Raw genomic sequence first — 21199 nt, 5'->3', positions numbered from 1 at the left:
ATTCGTTACATCATTTGGTGTAGTTACACCATATTCTTCTCTTATCATTTTAATGATATCTTTCTTACTCATATTAAAAATCCTCCTTTGGTAGTTATTTTCATTCTACCAAGGGAGGATACTTTACACAAAAATTTTTACACCGTCCGAGAAACTAACTTCTTTTGTTTTAAATTGTTCAGTAGTTTATCCTTTTTCAATTAATGTTAAGTCATTAACTGTTTCAACTGTGTATTTTCCATCTTTGTGTGTAATTTTTTGGACCACATCAAATAAAGTGGATAAACTATAAATATGTATTCACTTTGTTTGCGATAGCTTGACTATCAAGTCCGTATTTTTTTAATAGATCTGCAGGTTTTCCTGATTCTCCAAATGTGTCATTAACTCCCATACGAATAACTGGACATAGGTTGTGTTCTGCTAAGGCTTCTACAACTGCTCCTCCAAGTCCGCCAATGATACTGTGTTCTTCAATTGTCACAATTACATCATGTGTTTTTGCTAGATCAATTAATAAGTCTGTATCAATTGGTTTGATGGTAGGCATATTGACGATTGTCGGGTTTCCTTCATATAAGTCTTTTGCCGATAATGCTTCTTGCACCATCATTCCTGTAGCTACAATGGCAACTTTTTCTCCCTTATTGAGGATGACTCCTTTTCCAAGTTCAAATGTATAGTCTTCATTGTTTACTCTTTCGACTCCAGAACGTCCAAGTCTTACATAACATGGTCCATCTATATCATATACCGCATTGATAATTGCTGCAGTTTCAATATCATCACATGGTTGGAATACTTTCATATTTGGAATTGCACGCATAAGTGCTAAATCTTCGACACTTTGGTGACTTGCTCCATCTTCTCCAACGGTTAATCCTGCATGTGTTGCACATACTTTTACATTTAGGTTTGGATAACAGATAGAGTTACGAATTTGTTCGAATGCTCTTCCTGCTGCAAACATTGCAAAACTAGATGCGTATACAACTTTATTACTTGCTGCAAGTCCTGCTGCTACACTCATCATATTTCCTTCAGCAATCCCCATGTTGAAGTGATGGTCAGCTCTTGCATTTTTTGCATCAATTGTTTTTGTACTTTTCGTTAAGTCTGCATCTAGTACGATAACATTATCTTTCTCAACGATTAACTTCGCTAAGGTTTTTCCGTATGCTTCTCTTGTTGCTACTTTTGCCATTACTTACTACCTCCACGTAAACATTCCATTGCTGCTTCGTATTGCTCCTTATTTGGTGCAACACCATGCCATCCATAGTCACCTTCCATGAAACTTACACATTTCCCTTTTGTGGTTTTGGCTAGAATCATGGTTGGTTTTCCTTTGCAATTTCTTGCTTCATCAAACCCACGACGAATGTCATCAAAATCATGTCCGTCAATGTGTACAACATTCCATCCGAATGCCGCAAATTTTTCATCAATTGGTGTTGGATTCATAACATCTGTAATGTTTCCATCGATTTGTAGTCCGTTAAAGTCTACAACTGCACATAGATTATCAAGTTTATAGTGTGCTGCTGCCATAGCTGCTTCCCATACTTGACCTTCTTCACATTCACCATCTCCAAGCATTGCATATACTCGATTTGGTGAGTTATCTACTTTATTAGCAATTGCCATTCCCACTGCACATGAGATCCCTTGTCCCAATGATCCAGTAGACATATCTACACCTTCTACATAATTCATGTTTGGGTGTCCTTGTAGTTTTGAATCTACTTGTCTGAATGTTGGAATTAAATCTGTAGAAATAATACCTTTCTCCATTAAAATTCCATATAACAATGGTGAAGCATGTCCTTTACTTAAGACAAAACGATCACGATTGTTTGATGAAGCATTATCAGTATTGATATTCATTTCATCGAAATACAAGTAAGTAATGATGTCTGCACCACTTAATGAACCACCTGGGTGTCCTGATTGTGCTGCATAGACCATGTCAATGATGTTCTTACGAACGTTTGTTGCGTGTTCTTTTAAACTCATGCTAGTCCTCCTCTTTGTCCTTTCCTATTTTAACATTCATGCGCATACGATTCATCAATATACATGAACAATATGTTAGTTTTATGATTATTTGTTTTGGTTATGAATTTTATAGTAGAAAATAAGTAAGAAAAGAATTTTAAGTAATCATAAAATATGTAGTTATGGTCGTTTTGTAAACAAAGAAGTACTTAGATGATAACTGTAAAATGATCATTGAATGTGCTGTATTTAATACTGTTTTGCTTTAATAATGAGTGATTAATTTTTACAAACAAAATCGAGACAAAAAAACAGTCCCTATCGTACAACTTGAGAGTCATACAATGTTGGAGACTGTGACTTTATTTGTTTATATGTGTTGGAAAGAACATAGCAAGATATTCACGTAAATTCTTATCACATACATACAGATACGTTCCACGGATTCCACGTGTTAACATTGTTATGTAAGCATTTATGATGTACGATCCAATTTCCTTATCAGAAGTCACACCAGCTTTTGCTTTTTTGTCATAAAAGTTTTGCTTATCTGTATAGATTTTTTGAAGAACAGGATCGTATTTAATATCTTCTCCAAGAATGATTGCAGCATAGTTTAAATCATATCCTTGAATTGTATGTATACAACCAATTTCATTGATGGAGTTTTTTGAATTTACCCAATCCTCATTTACAGTGTTCCATATATATGAGTGGTTATCAATTGTAATATCATGTTTGGATTGATCTTTTTTGCTTACCCAATCCCATGCATATCCACTAACCGCACGACAAAGTCCAAGTTCTTCATTCTTGGATTTGATTGCTTGAATCATGATGTCAATATCATCAAATAGACAAACATCATAACCATCAAATTCTTTTGGTTTTGGATGGTTGTTGTTGAAGATATCTTTGATGTATTTAACATAAACATCGCCACCAATTACGCGCATTTGTGAGAATAAGAAGAGATCTAAATGATCTTCTCTATTTATAATTTTCTTGAATTCATCGTGTCGAACATCCGTTGGACGAACCGATTGATTCTTATCATAAAACAGAATTTGATATTTTGAAGATTTCATAATCCAGTCAAGTTCAGTTCCATTTTCATCTAAACCTAAACGTTTATTTGTTGCATCGAAGGCACCATAACCCGTTAGGTTTTTTCTTCGTTTTAAACGATGTGCTTCATCAACGATTAGAATATCAAAATTCTCTTTGGTTGCTTGTGATGGTGTAATTACCATATTTGCTTGTAATCCTTGAATGTCTTTAAATACATTACGAATAGTTCTACGTAAGGATGACATAGGTACAACAAAACCAACTTTGAGTAACCTGTTTTCTTGTTTAAGCGTTGTAAGTGCATCAACTTCTTCGCTTGCAAATCCTTCAAGTGATAAACGATCAGCAAATAAATCGGTAAGTAGTTTAACTAAATAAATCGCTAGAACCGTTTTCCCAGTTCCTGCTTCTCCTTGAATAAGATACGTTTGATGTTCATGATGCTTGGTGCGTTGAGCTAAGTCTTGCAAAATAACATCCACAGTACCAAATTGATCTTCTGTTAATGACTTGTATGGTGAGAATTTGAATAAATCTTTGTTGCGAATTTGGTCAATGCGTTCATTTACCAAGTGTTTCTTTTTAAGGATACTCCATAATTCCTCGAATTTATGAGCGTAATGATCTTTTTGAAAATACATATGACTTTGTCCAGTATTTCCATTGATGATTGTGTCAAAATGAGTATCTGCACTCATGTATTCAATAAGCAAGGATTCTAAATGCAGTGTCGCCGATTTATGAAATTCTTCATCTGTAATAATATTCATTTGCTTTAGGTAGTTTTTATCATCACTTTTTAAATGTGTCTGCATACGTGTAATTGCATTGGAAGTTTCACCAATATACACATTATGTTCATCATTTAATACATATACAATTGGCCAGTTTTTCATAAATGCATTATTTGTTAATGCATTTACGGAATCCATTGTAAACGCATATTGATTTACTTTTATCTTACTAGAGCTCATTGTACTTCTTCGAACTACCTTTCGCTTTTTCGATTGGATATTTAATTGCATTTTTATCTATTTTATCATTCATGATTTCTGTAATGTTCATATTTAAACTATCTGCCAATTGAAATGCATAGCATAGAACATCTGCAAGTTCTTCAGCAACATGTTGTTTATTGAAGTTATCATTGTCCCATTGAAAACATTCAAGTAATTCAGCACTTTCAATCACAATAGATTTTGCTAAGTTAGCTGGTTGATGATATTGATCCCAATCTCGATCCTGATTGAATTTTCTTAGTCTTTCCATGATTTCATTCATATGGATACCTCCGTTTGTTTAAAGTGTTTCACTTTTTGTTTCGCAATAGAGTAATAGGTGTAAGCAATTGCACACCCGCAAAGTACATCACTAGGATGATGCATTCCATACATTACTCTTGAAGTTGTTACAAGTAATATATAGATAACAGATGTTGTAATTGCTGTTTTTTGATGTTTCTTGAAATAGAATGAATAGCATAATGTTAATGTTGCCCAATTACTGTGACCTGAAGGAAATGATTTTGTAGTATCACTATTTTCAAAATAGGTCTTAAAATCATTGAAGTTTAATTCGAACCAAGGTGTGTAATAATTTGAGTTATCTAAATTTGCATATGGACGAACACGACCCCATAGCATCTTAAAGAGTTCAACTGTGAGCAAAGCAGCAAGTATCGTGAAAATAACAATCCAAGCAGTTTTGACATATGCATCTAATTGCCTCCATTTGATACAGGCAAAGATGATACACAAAGATATGATGATATGTAATACCATGCCAATACCTGCAAGTGCCTCATAGAAATAGTAACTAGTAATGAAAAAGGATACTGTACACATAAGCATGGTTAGATATTGAAACTTTTTATTATTGGTCTTGAAGTAGTGTACATAAAGTATCGTAGTGCTTAGAAATAGTAGGTAGCAACCAGGCAAGTAAGTGAACTTCTCAAAGAAAGCACCATAGATATTTCCCGGGTGATAAAGCAGTGTACACAATTGTTGATCAAAAACTGTGAAGATACTTAGTAACACTAGAAAGACAAAGATTTGTAGTTTATATTCCTTGAACATGATTTGTAATGTTTGTTTCATAAATGTATTATACATGATTTCGAGTTGTGATACATAAATAAAAAAATCCCACCTATGTGGGATATGATTTACGCAATTTTTGTGCGTGTAGTTTTAGCTTGTGGAATCAGTTGATATACAGCTCTTGCAATAAAGAAATCCACCATTGAGTGAACCACTGTTCCTACACCAACTAAACCAAATACAACATAGTAGAAGTTATCGACAGGTTGTCCATTTAAGTAGAATGGAAGTACAACAATTACTTCACAAATTGCATGAATTAATGATAATACAAAGAATGCTAGTACACATTTTGTAGGGTTGTATAAAGCTTCTGGTTTTTTAGCAAAATATACAGCACCTAGTAAGGCAAAGACGATGTGTGAACCTGCTCTAGCAACAACGGTAATTGGAAATCCGCCAAGTAAGAAACCAATTGTTGTACCAATAGCGACCGCAACAGTAACTCCTGGTGAAATAAACATTCCAATCATGATGGCAACATGACTAGCTAATGTAAATGAAGCTGGCTCAATTACAACTTTAATTGGTGAAAACATAGGAATCACAATTCCTACAGCAATTAGCATTGCTGATATAACCATTTTTTGAATTGCTTTTGATGATGAATTCATAATATATTCTCCTTCTGTAAATATAAGTGTCTTGACACATTATATCGGTATTTTTACTTGAACACAATACGATTTACTAAGAAAAATGAAGTAAGCGGTTTCACTTTTAAGAAATCAAAAAATCAAAAAAATAGTTATGTGTTACAATATTTGAATAACAGAGAGGTAGATTATGTTTAGTAAATTAGTAAATTTTAGAGATTTAGGGGATATCAAAACAATTGATGGAAAACGTGTCGCAAAGCATCGTTTGTTGAGAAGTGGAGTACTATATGAACTTCCAGAAAATGAGCAAAAAGAATTGTTAGATACATATAAACTAAAAGCAATTGTAGATTTTCGTGGGGATGATGAAATTGCAAAAAATCCAGATGATGTATTATCTGGAGTAAGTGAATACCATATCAATATCATGGAGAAAGATGTTAAAACAACATCCCAACAAAATTTAATGGATCAAATGAATACAAATGATTCACATGGTTTGATGCAAGGATTGTATCGCCAATTAATTGTGGATACATTTGCACAAAAGCAATATCGTAAGTTCATTGACGTATTGCTTAAACAAGATGAAGGATCTGTATTGTTTCACTGCCAAGCAGGAAAAGATCGTACTGGAATTGGGGCAGCGATTATCCTAACAATTCTTGGTGTATCAAAAGAAGATATCTTCACAGATTATTTAAAAACCATTGAAGGACGTAGAGAGGCAAACGAACAAATGGCACAAAAACTACGTGAAGCAGGAAAATCTGATGTTGAAGTAGAACGCTTTTTAACACTTATGTCAGTTAGTGCAGATTTCTTAGAAGCGGCATATGATGAAGCAGATAAGAAGTTTGGTTCATTTGATCAATACATCACAGATGCATTACACGTAACGAATCAAGAACGTCAAATACTGAAAAATATGTATCTAGTCGATTAATACGTTAGTATTGTTTGAGCGTCTCGATTGAAACCATAAATATACATGTTAGACTAAATATGAGGTCAAAAGACCAGGGATAAATTTAGGAGGAAATATTTATGGCAGACTTAAAAAACAAATTAGATGAATTAAAAGACAAAGCTGAAGACTTTGGAAAAGATGTTTCTGACAAAGCAAAAGAAGCAGCTGAAAAAGTAAAAGATACTGGCGAAGATGTTGCAGATAAAGCAAAATCTTTCGGTGAAGATGTTGCAGATAAAGCTGGAGATGTTAAAGATGCAGCTGAAGACAAAATCGATGAATTGAAAGATAAATTCAAGAAATAGTGGTAAATATCATTGCCCAAAGGGAGTAGAGCTACTCCTTTTTCTTTTGAAATCAGTAGAATAAATCAATGTTTAGTAACAATAGAGTTGTGTTTTTATGGATCATTTTGTTCATGTTAATTTGCGTTGCTTGTCTCATAATACGTATCGTGGTACTTTTGATTCATCAAAACAAAGGAGTGTAACGTATTATGTTTAGTGAGAATCTAAAAAACCTGAGAAAGCAAAATGGTTTTTCGCAAGAGGAATTAGCAAGCAGACTTCATGTAGTTAGACAAACAATTTCAAAATGGGAGAAAAACTTGTCTGTGCCAGATGCAGATACATTAATTCGTCTTGCTGAAATATTGGATGTGTCAGTTAGTGAATTATTAGGTGCACCAGTTAATAATGAAAAGTCTACGGATGATATAGCAATACAACTATCTAGAATAAATGAACAACTCGCAATAAAAAATAGACGCTCACGTCGCATATGGAAAGTTGTTGGTATTACACTTGCAGTAATTGTTTTACTGTATGTTTTTATGATGGTGTTTTTTAGTGCACAATACATTAGTGATACTGATCAAAATAAACAGCAAATAATAACTGAAGAAACAGTAATTATAGATGATTAATTTGCAATATATACTGTTGTTTTGAGGACAATAACCAGTTGTTCCAATCATGGAAATACATATATTTTTCGAGAAGATGAATCGATACATTACAATTTGTTTTATATTTTATATTGACTTTGTGTTTTGATTAATGCTATTATTCATGCAATCAAACCGATGAAGTGGAGATAACGTTAACGTGTGCACTACTAGAGAGCTTGGATGGTGGAAACAAGCAGAACGCAGCCTAGCAAATGGACCACAGAGGGCAAAGTGAAAAGCAAAGATGCTTAGTAGCTTCTGACGTGAATGCTTACGTGAGTAGCAAGAGATGTGATAGCATCTTATAAAGCGCATGTTTTTTTATAAAACATGAAACAAGGTGGCACCGCGGTATAACCGTCCTTGACAAGATTTTTTGTCAGGGACGGTTTTTTGTCGATTAAGGAGAATATTATGAATTTCAATGTATCAAGATGTAGTTGGTGAATGGTTAATGACATGCACTTTTTAAAGATGTAACGGTTTGATTAACATTCAATTAGGAGAAATATATGACACAAATACAAATAGAAATGATACGAGAAAGTAAGAGGTATGCAAAATGAAAGAAGGAAGATTTGGAGAACACGGAGGACAGTATATTCCAGAAGTGCTAATGGATGAAATTCATAAACTTACAGATTTTTATGAGAAAGTAAAACATGATGATACGTTCCAACAAGAACTAACAACACTACTCAATGAGTATGCAGGTAGACCAAGTTTGCTGTATGAGGCAAAACGCATGAGTGAAGATCTTGGTGGTGCAAAAATCTATCTAAAGCGTGAAGATTTAAATCATACAGGATCGCATAAGATTAATAATGTTCTTGGACAAGTTTTACTTGCTAAAAAGATGGGAAAAACAAGAGTGATTGCTGAAACAGGAGCAGGTCAACATGGGGTTGCTACAGCAACAGCGGCTGCGCTTATGGGAATGGAATGCGAGATTTTTATGGGTGAAGAGGATACAATTCGTCAAGCACTCAATGTGTATCGTATGGAACTATTAGGAGCAAAAGTACATGCAGTAACTTCAGGTACAAAAACACTAAAAGATGCAGTAAATGAAACCATGCGTGAGTGGGCAAGTCGGATGGAAGATACACATTATGTACTTGGAAGTGTGATGGGACCTCATCCATTTCCTATGATGGTGCGTGACTTTCAAGCAATTATTTCCAAGGAAATGAAAGCACAAATTTTAGAAAAAGAAGGAAAACTACCCAAAGCAGTAATTGCATGTATTGGTGGAGGGAGTAATGCGATTGGAAGTTTCTATCATTTTATTGAAGATGAGGATGTAAAACTAATTGGTTGTGAAGGTGCAGGAAAGGGAGTTAATACGAAATTACATGCAGCAACCGTGTCATCAAATGCACCAAAAGGAATTTTCCATGGAATGAAAAGTTATTTCTGTCAGGATGAAACTGGACAAATTGCCCCAGTATACTCTATTTCGGCAGGATTGGATTATCCAGGTGTAGGGCCTGAACATGCCCATTTGCATGATATTGGACGGGCTACGTATGTACCAATTACCGATGATGAAGCAGTTGATGCATTTCATTATCTATCAAAGATTGAAGGGATTATCCCAGCAATCGAAAGTAGTCATGCGATTGCATATGCAATAAAGTATGCACAAACATTGTCAAAAGAGGATTGCATAATTGTGAATGTATCCGGGCGAGGAGATAAAGATGTTGCAGCGATTGCACGCTACAGGGGGATTGATCTACATGAATAAAATTACAAATGCATTGCAAAGCAAGAATTCGATAGTTGGATATATTACAGGTGGTGATGGAGGTATCCAAGCAAGTGTAAATCACATACTTGCACTTAGTGAAGCAGGAGCTAGTATGGTGATTATCGGAGCACCATTTTCGGATCCTGTAGCAGAAGGTCCAGTCATTCAAAAAGCAAGTATGCGTGCTTTGAGTAGTGGAATTACAACTAAGGACATGTTTGTGATTGTTAATGAAGTGCGCAAACAAAGTAAGATACCACTGATTTTACAAACATATGCAAATCCGGTGTATATCTATGGATATGATGCATTTTTTAAACAATGCCAGGAAAGTGGAGTTGACGGATTGATTATTCCAGATATTCCTTTTGAAGAATGTGATGAGATTTCTTTGTATTGCAAACAGTACGATGTCACACAAATATTGATGATCTCTTCTTCTAGTGATAAACGAATTACGGATATCGTTAGTAAGGCAAGTGGTTGCTTATATGTTGTAGGTCATGATATATCATCTACGATTCAACAAGTTCGTGAAGTTAGTGAGATTCCAGTGATTATTGGCTACAATGATCAAAGTCGAACATCTTCGAGTCATGTGAATGGAATCGTGATTGATACACCAATCGTTGAGATATGTGAAAAACATGAGAAAGATATGGATAAACAAATATTTACATATGTACAAAAACTAGTAGTATCTAAATAAAACAAAGCAGCTGTGTTTAACATGGCTGCTTTGTGCAAAGAATAAAAATGTTAGATATGTCATAAAATCAAAGAAAGAATAAGATAGTTCTTTTCTATAAGAAATTTACATTTATACAATTGGCGTATATAATAAGGAACGTTATTGTAAAAAGGGGAATACATTTTATGATTAAAGAGTATATAAGAGATATGCGCAATGAGTTCTCTGGCTATAATGCATCCAAGCTAACAAAAGATGTATTAGCAGGGATTACCGTTGCCGCAGTTGCCTTGCCACTAGCATTAGCATTTGGGGTAGCTAGTGGAATGGATGCAGCATCAGGTCTGATTACTGCCATTATGGCATCGTTTATTATTGGAACATTATCTGGTGCATCATATCAAATATCTGGTCCAACTGGAGCGATGGCCGCAATTTTGATTCCACTTGCCTCTAAATATGGAATTAAGGCAGTGCTTGTTGCTGGTGGACTATCCGGAGTAATTTTAATTATTGCAGGACTATTAAAAGCAGGTCGTGTGATTCAGTTTTTGCCCAAACCGATTATCACAGGATTTACTTCAGGGATTGCAGTTATTATTGCGCTAGGTCAAGTGGAAAACTTTCTTGGTGTTACAAGTCATGGAGAAAACGCACTTGAAAAAGTAGTTCATATTTTTACTGATGGATTACAAATCAATATGTATGCAGTGGTAATTGGACTAGCAGTGATTGTCTTAATGGCTGTATGGCCAAAAAAATGGCAGGCAAAAGTGCCTGCATCATTAGTGTCGATTATTGTAATGGTGATTTTACAAATGATATTTCAATTTCCAGTACATATGGTTGGAGATATTCCACAAACACTTATTCATGATATGCGCTTACTGCCTAGTGATTTATTTGGAATTCCATGGGATGTTGTATTGATGCCAGCGATTTCCATTGCGGCATTAGGAATGATTGAAAGTTTGCTATGTGGAGCTGTTGCTGGAAAAATGTCTGGAGAGAAGTTGCGTAATGATCGTGAACTAATCGCCCAAGGAGTAGGAAATGCCTTACTGCCATTCTTTGGTGGAGTTCCTGCAACTGCAGCAATCGCAAGAACAAGCGTTGCAATTAAAGCTGGTGCTTGTACACGAATGACGGGTTGGATTCAAGGACTTGTACTACTTCTATCGATGTTCTTGTTAAGTCCATTTATGTCACAAATTCCAATGGCAGCACTTGCTGGAGTATTGATGATGACGGCATGGCGTATGAATGAATGGGAAAGTATTCGTTATATTTTCTCACATCGATTCAAACAAGCAATAGTAAAATTTAGTGTGACATTAATCTGTACAGTAATCTTTGATTTAACTGTTGCAATTGCGGTTGGTTGTTTTATTGCGATGTTCTTATTTATAGTACGTGCTTCAAATATTGATGTGCAAGTTAGTGAGATTGATCCACTACGTTTTGCTTCAAAAGAAGATTGTCCAACAGATGCACAAGTTGTATATATTACGGGACCTATTTTCTTTGGAACTGCCGAATCATTTGCTAAACAAATGCAACATGCTAAAGGAAAGCATCTAATTTTATCCATGCGTGGAGTAGCAAATATTGATACATCAGGTGTTCAAGAAATCTTAAACTTCTGCAAGGAAAAACAGGAAGCAGGTGGTTCTGTACTATTTTCCGGTGTACAGGATAAAGTGCGTGTATTCTTTGATCGGGCAGAAATTACAAAGCTTGTTGGTGAAGAAAGTTTTTTCTGGGATACAACACAAGCTCTGCAATATCTACAAACAAAATAACGAAAAGAAAAGATTGTTTATGCCTTTCTACCAACAAGGTAAGAAAGAAAAACAATCTTTTTTTGCTTATGCATTTTGAATTAGTGTTAACAAATTCTCGTATGTAGGCTCGCTCACTAATTTCTTTGGATTGTCTTCGTTCATTGTGAAATCCACAAGGCTTTCATAAAAATCACGAAGATTTGCTTTATTGTTTGGTTGAATCGCAATCAAAAACATGATTTGTACTTTTTTTGTGTTCCAACAAATAGGACGATTCAAAATTCCAACCGCAATGAAAGTTTCATTAACAAGTGCTTTGTTTGGATGTGGTATCGCAACTAGGTTGTTTAATTCGGTTGAAGAAAAATGTTCTCTTTCTAGTACTTCTTCTTCAAAGTTATCAGGCAGTTCTTTAACATTGGATAAGTGTTTTACAAATGTTGAGATTGCTTCCTCTTTTGAATTTGCATCAATATTTGTGAAGAATAAATCACTTGTAATCAAATGAGATATCGAACTTGGTCGAGTAACGTGCGTAAATGTTCCGTTGATGGTTGCTAAATCCTTATCTGAAAGAATGTTATTTATATAGTGAACAGGAATAGGAAATGATCCATCAAGGGGGACAGTTGAAAAGATATAGTCATAAGAAGATACATCCATTGTTTTTACTACGTATGATTCAACGATTCGAATCGTATTTATTTTTTGCTCGAAATTGCGTTGCATTTGATATGCAAGTAGTTGAGAAGTTGCTTTTCCTGTATTGCATACAATAAGGATGTTGTATTTGATATTATCATTTGTGCGTTCCAAAGCTAAGATGAAATGCAAGGCAAAATAACTGATTTCATCCTCGGAAACATGAATTTGTAGTTTATCGCAAACACTATGTAAACCAATAGAAGCAAGTTCATAGGCAAAACTATGGTTTTCTTTAATATCATTAATAATCGGATTTTTAATTTGCATATTATTCTCGATACGATTCACAAATGGAATGATGTGCAAGAGTAAGTTCATCTTCAAATCCAAATCATTATAGAAATCGATACGTGTTTGATCAAAAATCGCACGTAATATGGTATTTACTAAAACTTTATATTTATCATCAATTTCGTTTTGGAATTCTTCAAGATTTGCATCAAAATGTTTCTTGCCTGATAAGTGTTGTGATAAATATGCAATTTCGCTTTGTGGCAAAGTTACACCAAAACGTTTTTCTACTTCCTTTTGCAATAACACAGCGGTTTGATATTCAGACTTACTACTTTGTGACTGGATCGTTCCTTCATTGAGTTTTACTACATTGTTGGTTTTTAAACGTTCAATTGCAATTAGTAAATGAATCACTAAACTTTCTAAAGCGACATCGGACATTCGTAAATTCTCAGTAATTAAGACTTGTGAAATGACTTCGTTAAGCATCGTCTTATATGAATCATTATGAATTGAAGCAACAACAAATGTTTCATTTTGGCGTCGTTTTGTATATTGTTCTGCCATGGCTAGTCGAATGTTTCTTTCACTACCTTTAATTTTAATTCCATAATTTGGTTTAGAAATAATTTCTAAATCATTTTTTATTAGAATTTCACGTACTTTTTTAATGTCCATTGCCAAACATGATTGCGAGATAAACAAACGATTTGCTAGATCTAATGTTTTGATATATTCGTGTGAATACAGCAACTTATCCAAAATATATGCAATACGTTCTTCAGGTGTGGAAGGTAAGTAATCATGGTTCGTTTGTAATGCTAAAAATTTATTAAACTTATTTTGGTCATGAATATAAAGTGTACTTCCTACACTTGGTTTTGTTTCTAAAGTTGCACCATTGACTTGTAAGATAATTTTCAAATCTTTGGTATTTCGTTGAATCGTTTTTGCACTAACATTCAGTATGCCTCCTAACGTTTCATTTGTTAGTGATGTATCTGCTGACATTAGCTCGCGTAAAATTTGTTCCTGGTATTTGTTCATATAATGTCCTCTATGTTATTACCATCATACCATTGCAATCACAAGAAGTGTCCATAAGATTTTCGAAAATTAAGAAAAAGCGATGAATAAAGGGTTTTTCATATGTTTAAATTTGTCCACAATAAAACTGGACAAAGAGAACAACGACATAAAAAATGTTACATGCTATAACTGGAAGTAGATAAAACACAAAGGAGGTTTACATGAATATTTTATTAGTTTGTGCTTGTGGAGCATCTACGAGCATACTTGTCGAGGCAATGAAAAATGCATTGACAGAAAGTGAAGCGGATTGGTTTATTGAAGCGAAATCCATTCAAGAAGTAAAAGAAAGTGTGGGAAAGTATGATGTTATCTTAATGGCGCCACAAATTCGTTACCAACGAAAAATGTTGGAAGAAATTGCAGCACCATACGATATTAGAGTACTTGACATTGACTCTGTTGCATATGGGACATGTAATGGAGAAAAGATTTTGAATTCCGTCCGTAGTTTATAAAATTAAAGAGGAGAATATAATATGACAGGGTTTTTTAATAAGCTAGAGGCAAAACTGATGCCTGTAGCAAATTTCTTTGGTCAACAAAGACATCTATTGGCAATACGAGATGGTGTTGTATCAGCAATGCCACTTACGATTATTGGAAGTATATTTCTTATATTAGCGTGTCCACCAGTGAGTCCAGAAAATATGCCGGATATTCCATTACTTGGAGATTTCTTACTTGCTTGGTACAACTGGGCAAATGCAAATATGTCAGCAATTTTAGCACCATTTAGTGCAACGATGGCTATCTTATCGTTATTTGTATGTATGGGTTCAACATACTCATTATCATCACATTACGGAAAGAAACCATTAAACTATATAATTGCAAACGTATCGATTTACATTCTTGTTTGTGCACCGGTTACAGATGGTGCGATTCCAACTGCAGCATTTGATGGAAAAGGGATTTTGCTAGCTGCATTTGTTGCATTGATTGGTACAGAAATTATGAATTTCGTGGAAAATAAAGGTTGGACATTTAAAATGCCAGCAGGAGTTCCACCAATTGTAGCAAACTCATTTGCATCATTATTCCCATTTGGAATTAACTTAATTTTATTTTATTCACTGAGTTTGATTTGTCAGGCAACAACTGGACAATTATTACCAGATGTATTCTTTAACTTATTTAGTGGAATTAAAGCGAGTGTAGATAACTTAATTTCAGTTACATTGCTTACTGGAGTTGAAAACTTATTATTTGGATTTGGTGTTCACCCAACAACGGTGGTTGGACCAGTTCTAGATCCATTAGAAGCGATGAATATTGCAGAAAATGCAAACTTAGTTGCTAACGGATTACAAGCAACACAAATTTATACACAACCATTCTGGGCATTCTATGCTGCACTTGGTGGAGGAGGAGCTACTTTAGGATTAGCAATTCTTACACTTAAGGCAAAATCAAAACAAGTAAAAGATGTTGGTAAGGTTGCTTTTATTCCATCATTGTTTAACATTAATGAACCATTAATCTTTGGATTACCAATTTTCTTAAACCCAATTTTAATCATTCCATTTATGATTGCACCAATGGTAAATATTGTAATTGGTTGGTTAGCTACTGCATCAGGGTTAGTAAATATGGCAACGATTGCAGCTCCATGGACATCACCTGCTCCAATTGGTGCAATGATTGCAACATTAGACTGGAAAGCATTTGTGCTTGTTATTATCATGCTACTTATCAATATGGTGATTTACTACCCATTCTTACGTATGTTTGATAAAGCAAAATATGCGGAAGAGCAAGTAGAAGGAAGTCCAAATGCAGCAACTGAGTAAAACAACAGAAACAGCATTTGGCTTAATCGCTAAAGCAGGTGAAGCAAAAAGTTATATCTTTGAAGCGATGTTTGCGGCAAAGGAAGGACGCTTTGATGAGGCATCAAGCTTAATTGAAAAAGCGGATGTTTTATTAACTGAAGCACATCAAATTCAATTTAAATTATTATCAGATGAATCAAGCGGTGCAAATGATGTGGAAGTTAACTTTATTATGGTTCATGCACAAGATCATCTAATGACGACGATTTTGGCAAAAGAATTAATGATGGAAATTATTGAAAATAAAAAAGAAATATTTGAACTGAAGGAGAAAAAGTGATGAGACAAGTACCAGATGGTTTTCCTAAAGATTTTCTTTGGGGTGGAGCAATTGCAGCAAATCAAGCAGAAGGTGCTTACCAAGAAGGAAATAAAGGATTATGTGTAGCAGATATCTTAAAGGTTCAAGATAAAGGGGATTTGAAAAAGAAATCAAATAAAGAAACAACAATGGCAGACATTGAGTATGCTTTACAAGATACTACAGGATACTATCCAAAACGTTATGGAATTGATTTCTATCATACATATAAAGAAGATTTAAAACTATTAGCCAAAACAGGTATGAATTCATTTCGTACATCAATTAACTGGGCAAGAATCTTTCCAAATGGTGATGAAGATGAACCAAATGAAGCAGGTTTACAGTTCTATGATGATCTTATTGACGAGATGTTAAAAAATGGAATGGAACCATTAATCACCTTGTCGCACTACGAGATGCCACTTCATTTAGCAACTACATATAATGGATGGTATAATCGCAAAACTATTGATTTTTTCGCAAAGTTTTGTGAAGCATGTTTCAAACGCTATAAAGATAAAGTAAAATATTGGATTGTCGTAAATCAAATCAACTTGATTCAACATGAGTCATTCAATCATTTAGGTATTCCAGAAGATCGTGTTGAAAACTTAATAGAAGCAAAATACCAAGGTGTACATAATGAAATGGTTGCTAGCGCACTAGCAACAAAGATTGGACATGAAATTAATCCAGATTTCCAAATTGGTTGCATGGTTTATAATGGATTAGCAGAACCATTAACGTGTAAACCTGAAGATGTACTTGCTAATTTACAACATAACCAAATGGAGTATTTCTTCTCTGATTTATTAATGAGAGGTGTGTATCCAGGATATGCATTGCGTTATTTTAAGGAACAGAATATACACTTGGATATTCCTGAAGAAGATGAAATTTTGCTAAAGGAAAATACAGCAGATTTCTTCTCGATGTCATACTACTATACGATGTGTACATCGGCAGAAAGTTGGCGTACAAAACAAAATGATTATGGGTTAATTAAAAATCCTCACATTGAAGAAAGTGAATGGGGATGGGGAATTAATCCACTTGGATTACGTACGGTATTAAATTACTTTTGGGATCGTTACAATAAACCAATTATCATTGCGGAAAATGGTTATGGAACTTTTGATACGATTAATGAAGATGGAACTATTACAGACGATGCGCGTATTCATTATCTTGCGACACACGTAGAAGCTATTCGTGAAGCGATTATTGATGGAGTTGATGTTGTTGGATATTTCCCTTGGGGACCAATTGATATCATTAGTTGTTCATCAAGTGAAATGAAAAAACGTTATGGATTTATTTATGTAGATCTTGATGATTATGGTCAAGGAAGTGGAAAACGAATCAAAAAGAAAAGCTTTGATTGGTATAAACGCGTAATTGAGACAAACGGAGAAGACTTAGGATTATAAACACACAAAAAATATTAGAAGTGATTTACATTCTTATAGTTCTGTGCTAAATTACTTCATGTTAAGACAAGTTAAAACCTACCCAGGATAACCTTGCAGTTATTTTGGCGTAGGTTTTTTTGATAGAGGAGAGAACATGAAAGATATAAAGGCATGGTTGGTATTATTTGTTGCTGTAATGCTACTTGGATTAGGATGCACCTTATTTGTTGGTGCGGGATTAGGTAGTGATGCGATTACGGTATTTAATGAAGGATTACATAAGAGTTTACATGTATCCTTAGGTTGGGGATCACGTATTACAAGTATTATTTTTATTGCGATTGGACTTCTTGTGGCACGCGATAAAATGGGTTGGATGTCGATTATTTATAATGCATTGGCAGGATTTGCCATTGATTTTTTCTGCAGTATCATTAGCATAGAACAACTTGGACAAATGGATGTTGCAATTAAAGTCATTATCATTATTTTGGCACAATGTATTTTATGTGCATCGTATGCATTATTGATTATTTATAAGCAAGGAATGAATCCATTTGATGCAATCGCATATTATATAGAAGAGAAAACGAAAATCAGTTTTCGTATCGCGCGAATGGGTGTTGACTTCTTTTTAGTTGCAGTCGGATTTATGCTTGGTGGAGTTGTTGGTGTAGGAACGATTTTCTGTTTCTTAACAACAGGTCCATTGGTGGATCGTTATGTGTATTTGTTTAGTAAATTCCAGAAATAAATTCTAGGAAGAACTGTTGTTTTATAGTTGTATGTGACTATACTATATATAGATAAGGAGTACGTGATGCAACTACCAACAGAAAAAGACATGGAAGTCTTTGCACAATCTCATGAAATAGAACCAAATCAAAATACGATGATTGCTTTTCGTACCTTTGGTAAAAAGAAAAGCCTGTTATCATTTGTGATGCAACAAGATCATCAATCTTCATATTATGAAGAAAGACCATATAAACTTGTGGTTGGACCAGATAAAATGGTTTTAGCAAGTATTGATGGAAATGAATCTTTTGTGTATTACAAAGTGCAAATGGATGATTTTCAAGTAAAGAAAAAACACTATAAAATAGAAGTGAAGTTTTACTATGAAGGAGAAGTTGTACAGTTCTTTGTGATGATCGATGGAGCAAAAGAGATGCTTTATAGTAGCAAACATTTGGCTTACATGATGCAATCAAATTGGTGCAATTATATAAGTAAGTAGAACAAGAGGGGCATATTGCCTCTTTTTTGTTGTATAATAGCCATATGCAAATACTTACAGGAAAGCAAATGCATGAAGTTGACCAAATGGCTATTGATGGGGGAATTCCAAGTCTTCAATTGATGGAACAAGCAGGGGATGCACTATTTGAAGCTTTCGTGCAAAATGTTGAGAAAACGGAAAAGATTGTCATTGTGTGTGGAGGAGGGAATAATGGAGGAGATGGCTATGTGCTTAGTCGTCTACTTTATGCAGCAGACTATGACGTATTTATCTTTCCGATAGAAACAGTGAAATTAAGTTTAGAAACACGCATGAATCGCGAGTCATGTGTCGTTGCAGGTGTACCATTTATCGATACATTTGAAGAGGCAACACTACTTGTAGATTGTATTTTTGGTACGGGCTTGGATCGTGAAATCCAAGGTACATATAGAGATGTAATCGAGCAGATGAATGCATCAGAGAAACACATTATTGCCGTTGATATTCCTAGTGGAGTAGATAGTGCAACGGGCAAGGTGTTGGGTGTTGCAATTCAAGCTCACGAAACCTATACCTTACAAACTGGGAAAATCGGTTTATATATTTATCCAGGACGATTGCATGCAGGAAATGTCCATATCCTTGATATCGGAATTCCTGAGATGTATATACAATCGATTCACCCTAAAACACATTTGATTGCCAAGAAAGAAATGGTAGATTTCCTACCAGATCGTTTTATGCATTCCAATAAAGCGGATTATGGAAAGGTATTATGTGTTGGTGGAAGTATCCACATGAGTGGAGCAATCACAATGGCTAGTTTAAGTGCATTACGTAGTGGTGCAGGAATGATGACTTGTGCTGTACCAGAAAGTGTACGTGAAGTGATTGCGACCAATGTATTTGAATCAATGATTATTCCATTACCAGATGTAGCAGGGATTATTGCACCTAAAGCAGTCGATGAACTACAAGCACAACTAGATCCATATGGTGTAATCTTAGTTGGTTGTGGAATTGGACGAAGTGAAGCTGTGGTTGATATGGTAAAAATGCTTCTTGATAGTAAAAAACCATTAATTATTGATGCGGATGGTCTATGGGCATTCCGTCAAATTCAAGATCAATATACAGACCGTGAACATGTAATATTTACACCACATCCAAAAGAATTCGCAGATATTATGAATATTACCACGAAAGAAGTGATTGATGATTTTCTTTATTGGGGTAAGAAGTTCATGGAGAAATTTCCAAAGGCAACACTTGTCTTAAAAAGTGAAACAACACTGATTTTCCATAAAGATGAAGTATGGATTAACACCTATGGAAATAATGGCTTGGCAAAAGGTGGAAGTGGTGATGTGCTTGCTGGTTGTATTACGGGTTTGTATGCACAAAATGAAGATACTGCTAAAGCTGCAGTGTTGGGTGTATTTTTACATGCATATGCTGGAGATAGAGTAAAAAAACGAAAAAGTGTATTCTCGTTATTACCAACAGATGTATTAAAGGAAATACAACAAGTATTACGGAAATTGGAGGAACATAGATGATACAAATCTTATCCTTATATCCATACCTACAAAAAGTAGTACGTGGAAAAACAGATGAAGATGGACAGTTTTATAGTGAACATATTACCTATCAAGTGATGGGTGATGGTTTGCAATGTCAATCATACATACAGCAAGAAGGGCTTGCATGCAAACAAATGATGATGTTAGCTAGTGATGCCACCAAATTTGTGGATACTGCTAACACTGAAGTTCTAGAAATTACTGCTCACAATAAATTACAAGTATCGATGTATGAAGATGATACATTGCTGCATAGCATGACAGAACATGAAATGGAACTAGATGATTCACAGATGCAACTGTATCGTATGCTAGCACAAAGTAAGTTACAAAAAAGTGATATCGCGATTATTTGTGATGCTCAAGATGCAAGTGCAAATCAATTAGAGTATTTAAGTCAAATGTGTAAAGAACATGTCGATATTCTTGTAGGAGTATTACCTGTAGAGAAAGTTGTACATCAAGATGTATATTACAATGTACTTGTATTTGATTTTGATGAACTTGCACATATATACGAAATTGATGCTTTGGATCAAGATAAGATTCAAGCACTTACAACAGAACTGCATAAATATGCGAGAATTATCGTACTCGCAATGAAAAACAATCGCATTATCGTGAGTGTTGAAAATCAAATGTACTATGGTTCATGTGCAGTTAAAGATGAAAGCAATCAGAGTTATCTAGGTGCGATTGCATCAGGTATTGCAATATGCTACGAGAATGAAGGAGATATTACACGCTTTATTCAAGAATGTCTTGCACGTAATGTGGCAAGTAGCTTAAGTAGCGGAATCTTTGCAGGTAGCAAGGACACTGTAGAACAAATCAAAAGCAAAATTGTTTGTGGAAAACTTGAAAAGCGATGAAACAAGATTTATGGTGCTATCTA

General features: G+C 34.6%; 21 protein-coding genes. 14 read left to right on the top strand and 7 right to left on the bottom strand.

The features are described from left to right. Window positions 1-286: 286 nt before the first annotated feature. From M2098_RS04825 to M2098_RS04800, 6 genes are all read right to left on the bottom strand, one after another. The gene (locus M2098_RS04825) at window positions 287-1204 is read right to left on the bottom strand and encodes a transketolase family protein (RefSeq protein ID WP_280682033.1); all 918 of its coding nucleotides are present in this window, start codon (window positions 1202-1204) and stop codon (window positions 287-289) included. Next, the gene (locus M2098_RS04820; protein WP_280682031.1) at window positions 1204-2016 is read right to left on the bottom strand and encodes a transketolase; all 813 of its coding nucleotides are present in this window, start codon (window positions 2014-2016) and stop codon (window positions 1204-1206) included. The genes M2098_RS04825 and M2098_RS04820 overlap by 1 nt, the downstream gene beginning before the upstream one ends. 344 nt (window positions 2017-2360) lie before the next feature. Next, entirely contained in the window at window positions 2361-4043 is a 1683-nt protein-coding gene (locus M2098_RS04815) for a DNA/RNA helicase domain-containing protein (protein ID WP_280682029.1), read from the bottom strand. Further along, complete coding sequence (locus M2098_RS04810) at window positions 4033-4350, bottom strand: nucleotide pyrophosphohydrolase (RefSeq protein ID WP_280682028.1); 318 nt, start codon at window positions 4348-4350, stop codon at window positions 4033-4035. Before M2098_RS04810 ends, M2098_RS04815 begins: the two co-directional genes overlap by 11 nt. Next, window positions 4347-5168, bottom strand: a complete 822-nt coding sequence (locus M2098_RS04805; protein ID WP_280682027.1) for a phosphatase PAP2 family protein — start codon at window positions 5166-5168, stop codon at window positions 4347-4349. The genes M2098_RS04810 and M2098_RS04805 overlap by 4 nt, the downstream gene beginning before the upstream one ends. Window positions 5169-5236: 68 nt before the next feature. Beyond that, window positions 5237-5785, bottom strand: a complete 549-nt coding sequence (locus M2098_RS04800; protein ID WP_280682026.1) for a hypothetical protein — start codon at window positions 5783-5785, stop codon at window positions 5237-5239. A 172-nt stretch (window positions 5786-5957) separates the two neighbouring features. Here M2098_RS04800 and M2098_RS04795 point away from each other — a divergent pair, with 172 nt between their 5' ends. The 6 genes from M2098_RS04795 to M2098_RS04770 all read left to right on the top strand — a co-directional run bounded on the left by M2098_RS04795 (window position 5958) and on the right by M2098_RS04770 (window position 11935). Then, window positions 5958-6716 carry a tyrosine-protein phosphatase gene (locus M2098_RS04795; protein ID WP_280682025.1) on the top strand — a complete coding sequence of 253 codons (759 nt, stop codon included), beginning with the start codon at window positions 5958-5960 and terminating at the stop codon, window positions 6714-6716. A 101-nt stretch (window positions 6717-6817) separates the two neighbouring features. After that, window positions 6818-7045, top strand: a complete 228-nt coding sequence (locus M2098_RS04790; RefSeq protein ID WP_280682023.1) for a YtxH domain-containing protein — start codon at window positions 6818-6820, stop codon at window positions 7043-7045. Window positions 7046-7236: 191 nt separating this feature from the next. Then, window positions 7237-7665, top strand: coding sequence for a helix-turn-helix transcriptional regulator (locus M2098_RS04785; protein ID WP_280682021.1), 429 nt, complete (start codon window positions 7237-7239; stop codon window positions 7663-7665). 586 nt (window positions 7666-8251) lie between these two features. Beyond that, window positions 8252-9439 carry a tryptophan synthase subunit beta gene (gene trpB, locus M2098_RS04780; RefSeq protein WP_280682019.1) on the top strand — a complete coding sequence of 396 codons (1188 nt, stop codon included), beginning with the start codon at window positions 8252-8254 and terminating at the stop codon, window positions 9437-9439. Beyond that, complete coding sequence (gene trpA / locus M2098_RS04775; protein ID WP_280682017.1) at window positions 9432-10151, top strand: tryptophan synthase subunit alpha; 720 nt, start codon at window positions 9432-9434, stop codon at window positions 10149-10151. Before trpB ends, trpA begins: the two co-directional genes overlap by 8 nt. A gap of 167 nt (window positions 10152-10318) precedes the next feature. Further along, entirely contained in the window at window positions 10319-11935 is a 1617-nt protein-coding gene (locus tag M2098_RS04770) for a SulP family inorganic anion transporter (protein ID WP_280682016.1), read from the top strand. 66 nt (window positions 11936-12001) lie between these two features. On the opposite strand, the gene M2098_RS04765 is transcribed toward M2098_RS04770, so the two are convergent. Continuing rightward, the gene (locus M2098_RS04765) at window positions 12002-13903 is read right to left on the bottom strand and encodes a PRD domain-containing protein (RefSeq protein WP_280682014.1); all 1902 of its coding nucleotides are present in this window, start codon (window positions 13901-13903) and stop codon (window positions 12002-12004) included. A gap of 203 nt (window positions 13904-14106) precedes the next feature. Here M2098_RS04765 and M2098_RS04760 point away from each other — a divergent pair, with 203 nt between their 5' ends. From M2098_RS04760 to M2098_RS04725, 8 genes are all read left to right on the top strand, one after another. After that, on the top strand, window positions 14107-14403 hold the full coding sequence (locus M2098_RS04760; RefSeq protein WP_280682012.1) for a PTS sugar transporter subunit IIB: 297 nt from the start codon (window positions 14107-14109) through the stop codon (window positions 14401-14403). A 21-nt stretch (window positions 14404-14424) separates the two neighbouring features. Next, window positions 14425-15738, top strand: coding sequence for a PTS transporter subunit EIIC (locus M2098_RS04755; RefSeq protein WP_280682010.1), 1314 nt, complete (start codon window positions 14425-14427; stop codon window positions 15736-15738). After that, window positions 15722-16060: a PTS lactose/cellobiose transporter subunit IIA gene (locus M2098_RS04750; protein WP_280682008.1), complete on the top strand. Its 339-nt coding sequence runs from the start codon at window positions 15722-15724 to the stop codon at window positions 16058-16060. The genes M2098_RS04755 and M2098_RS04750 overlap by 17 nt, the downstream gene beginning before the upstream one ends. After that, the gene (locus M2098_RS04745; RefSeq protein ID WP_280682006.1) at window positions 16060-17514 is read left to right on the top strand and encodes a family 1 glycosylhydrolase; all 1455 of its coding nucleotides are present in this window, start codon (window positions 16060-16062) and stop codon (window positions 17512-17514) included. Before M2098_RS04750 ends, M2098_RS04745 begins: the two co-directional genes overlap by 1 nt. 136 nt (window positions 17515-17650) lie before the next feature. Further along, entirely contained in the window at window positions 17651-18250 is a 600-nt protein-coding gene (locus M2098_RS04740; protein ID WP_280682004.1) for a hypothetical protein, read from the top strand. A 66-nt stretch (window positions 18251-18316) separates the two neighbouring features. Beyond that, on the top strand, window positions 18317-18736 hold the full coding sequence (locus M2098_RS04735; protein ID WP_280682002.1) for a hypothetical protein: 420 nt from the start codon (window positions 18317-18319) through the stop codon (window positions 18734-18736). A gap of 44 nt (window positions 18737-18780) precedes the next feature. Beyond that, window positions 18781-20280 (top strand): NAD(P)H-hydrate dehydratase, encoded by a 1500-nt coding sequence (locus tag M2098_RS04730; protein ID WP_280682000.1) that lies wholly within the window; start codon window positions 18781-18783, stop codon window positions 20278-20280. Then, on the top strand, window positions 20277-21176 hold the full coding sequence (locus tag M2098_RS04725) for a hypothetical protein (RefSeq protein WP_280681998.1): 900 nt from the start codon (window positions 20277-20279) through the stop codon (window positions 21174-21176). Before M2098_RS04730 ends, M2098_RS04725 begins: the two co-directional genes overlap by 4 nt. Window positions 21177-21199 lie beyond the last annotated feature (23 nt).

It is taken from the genome of Breznakia sp. PFB1-19, from assembly GCF_029893935.1.
Taxonomy (GTDB): domain Bacteria; phylum Bacillota_I; class Bacilli_A; order Erysipelotrichales; family Erysipelotrichaceae; genus Breznakia; species Breznakia blatticola.
The sequence above is the reverse complement of the archived record's forward strand: the minus strand, read 5'-3'. Positions and strand labels throughout refer to the sequence as shown.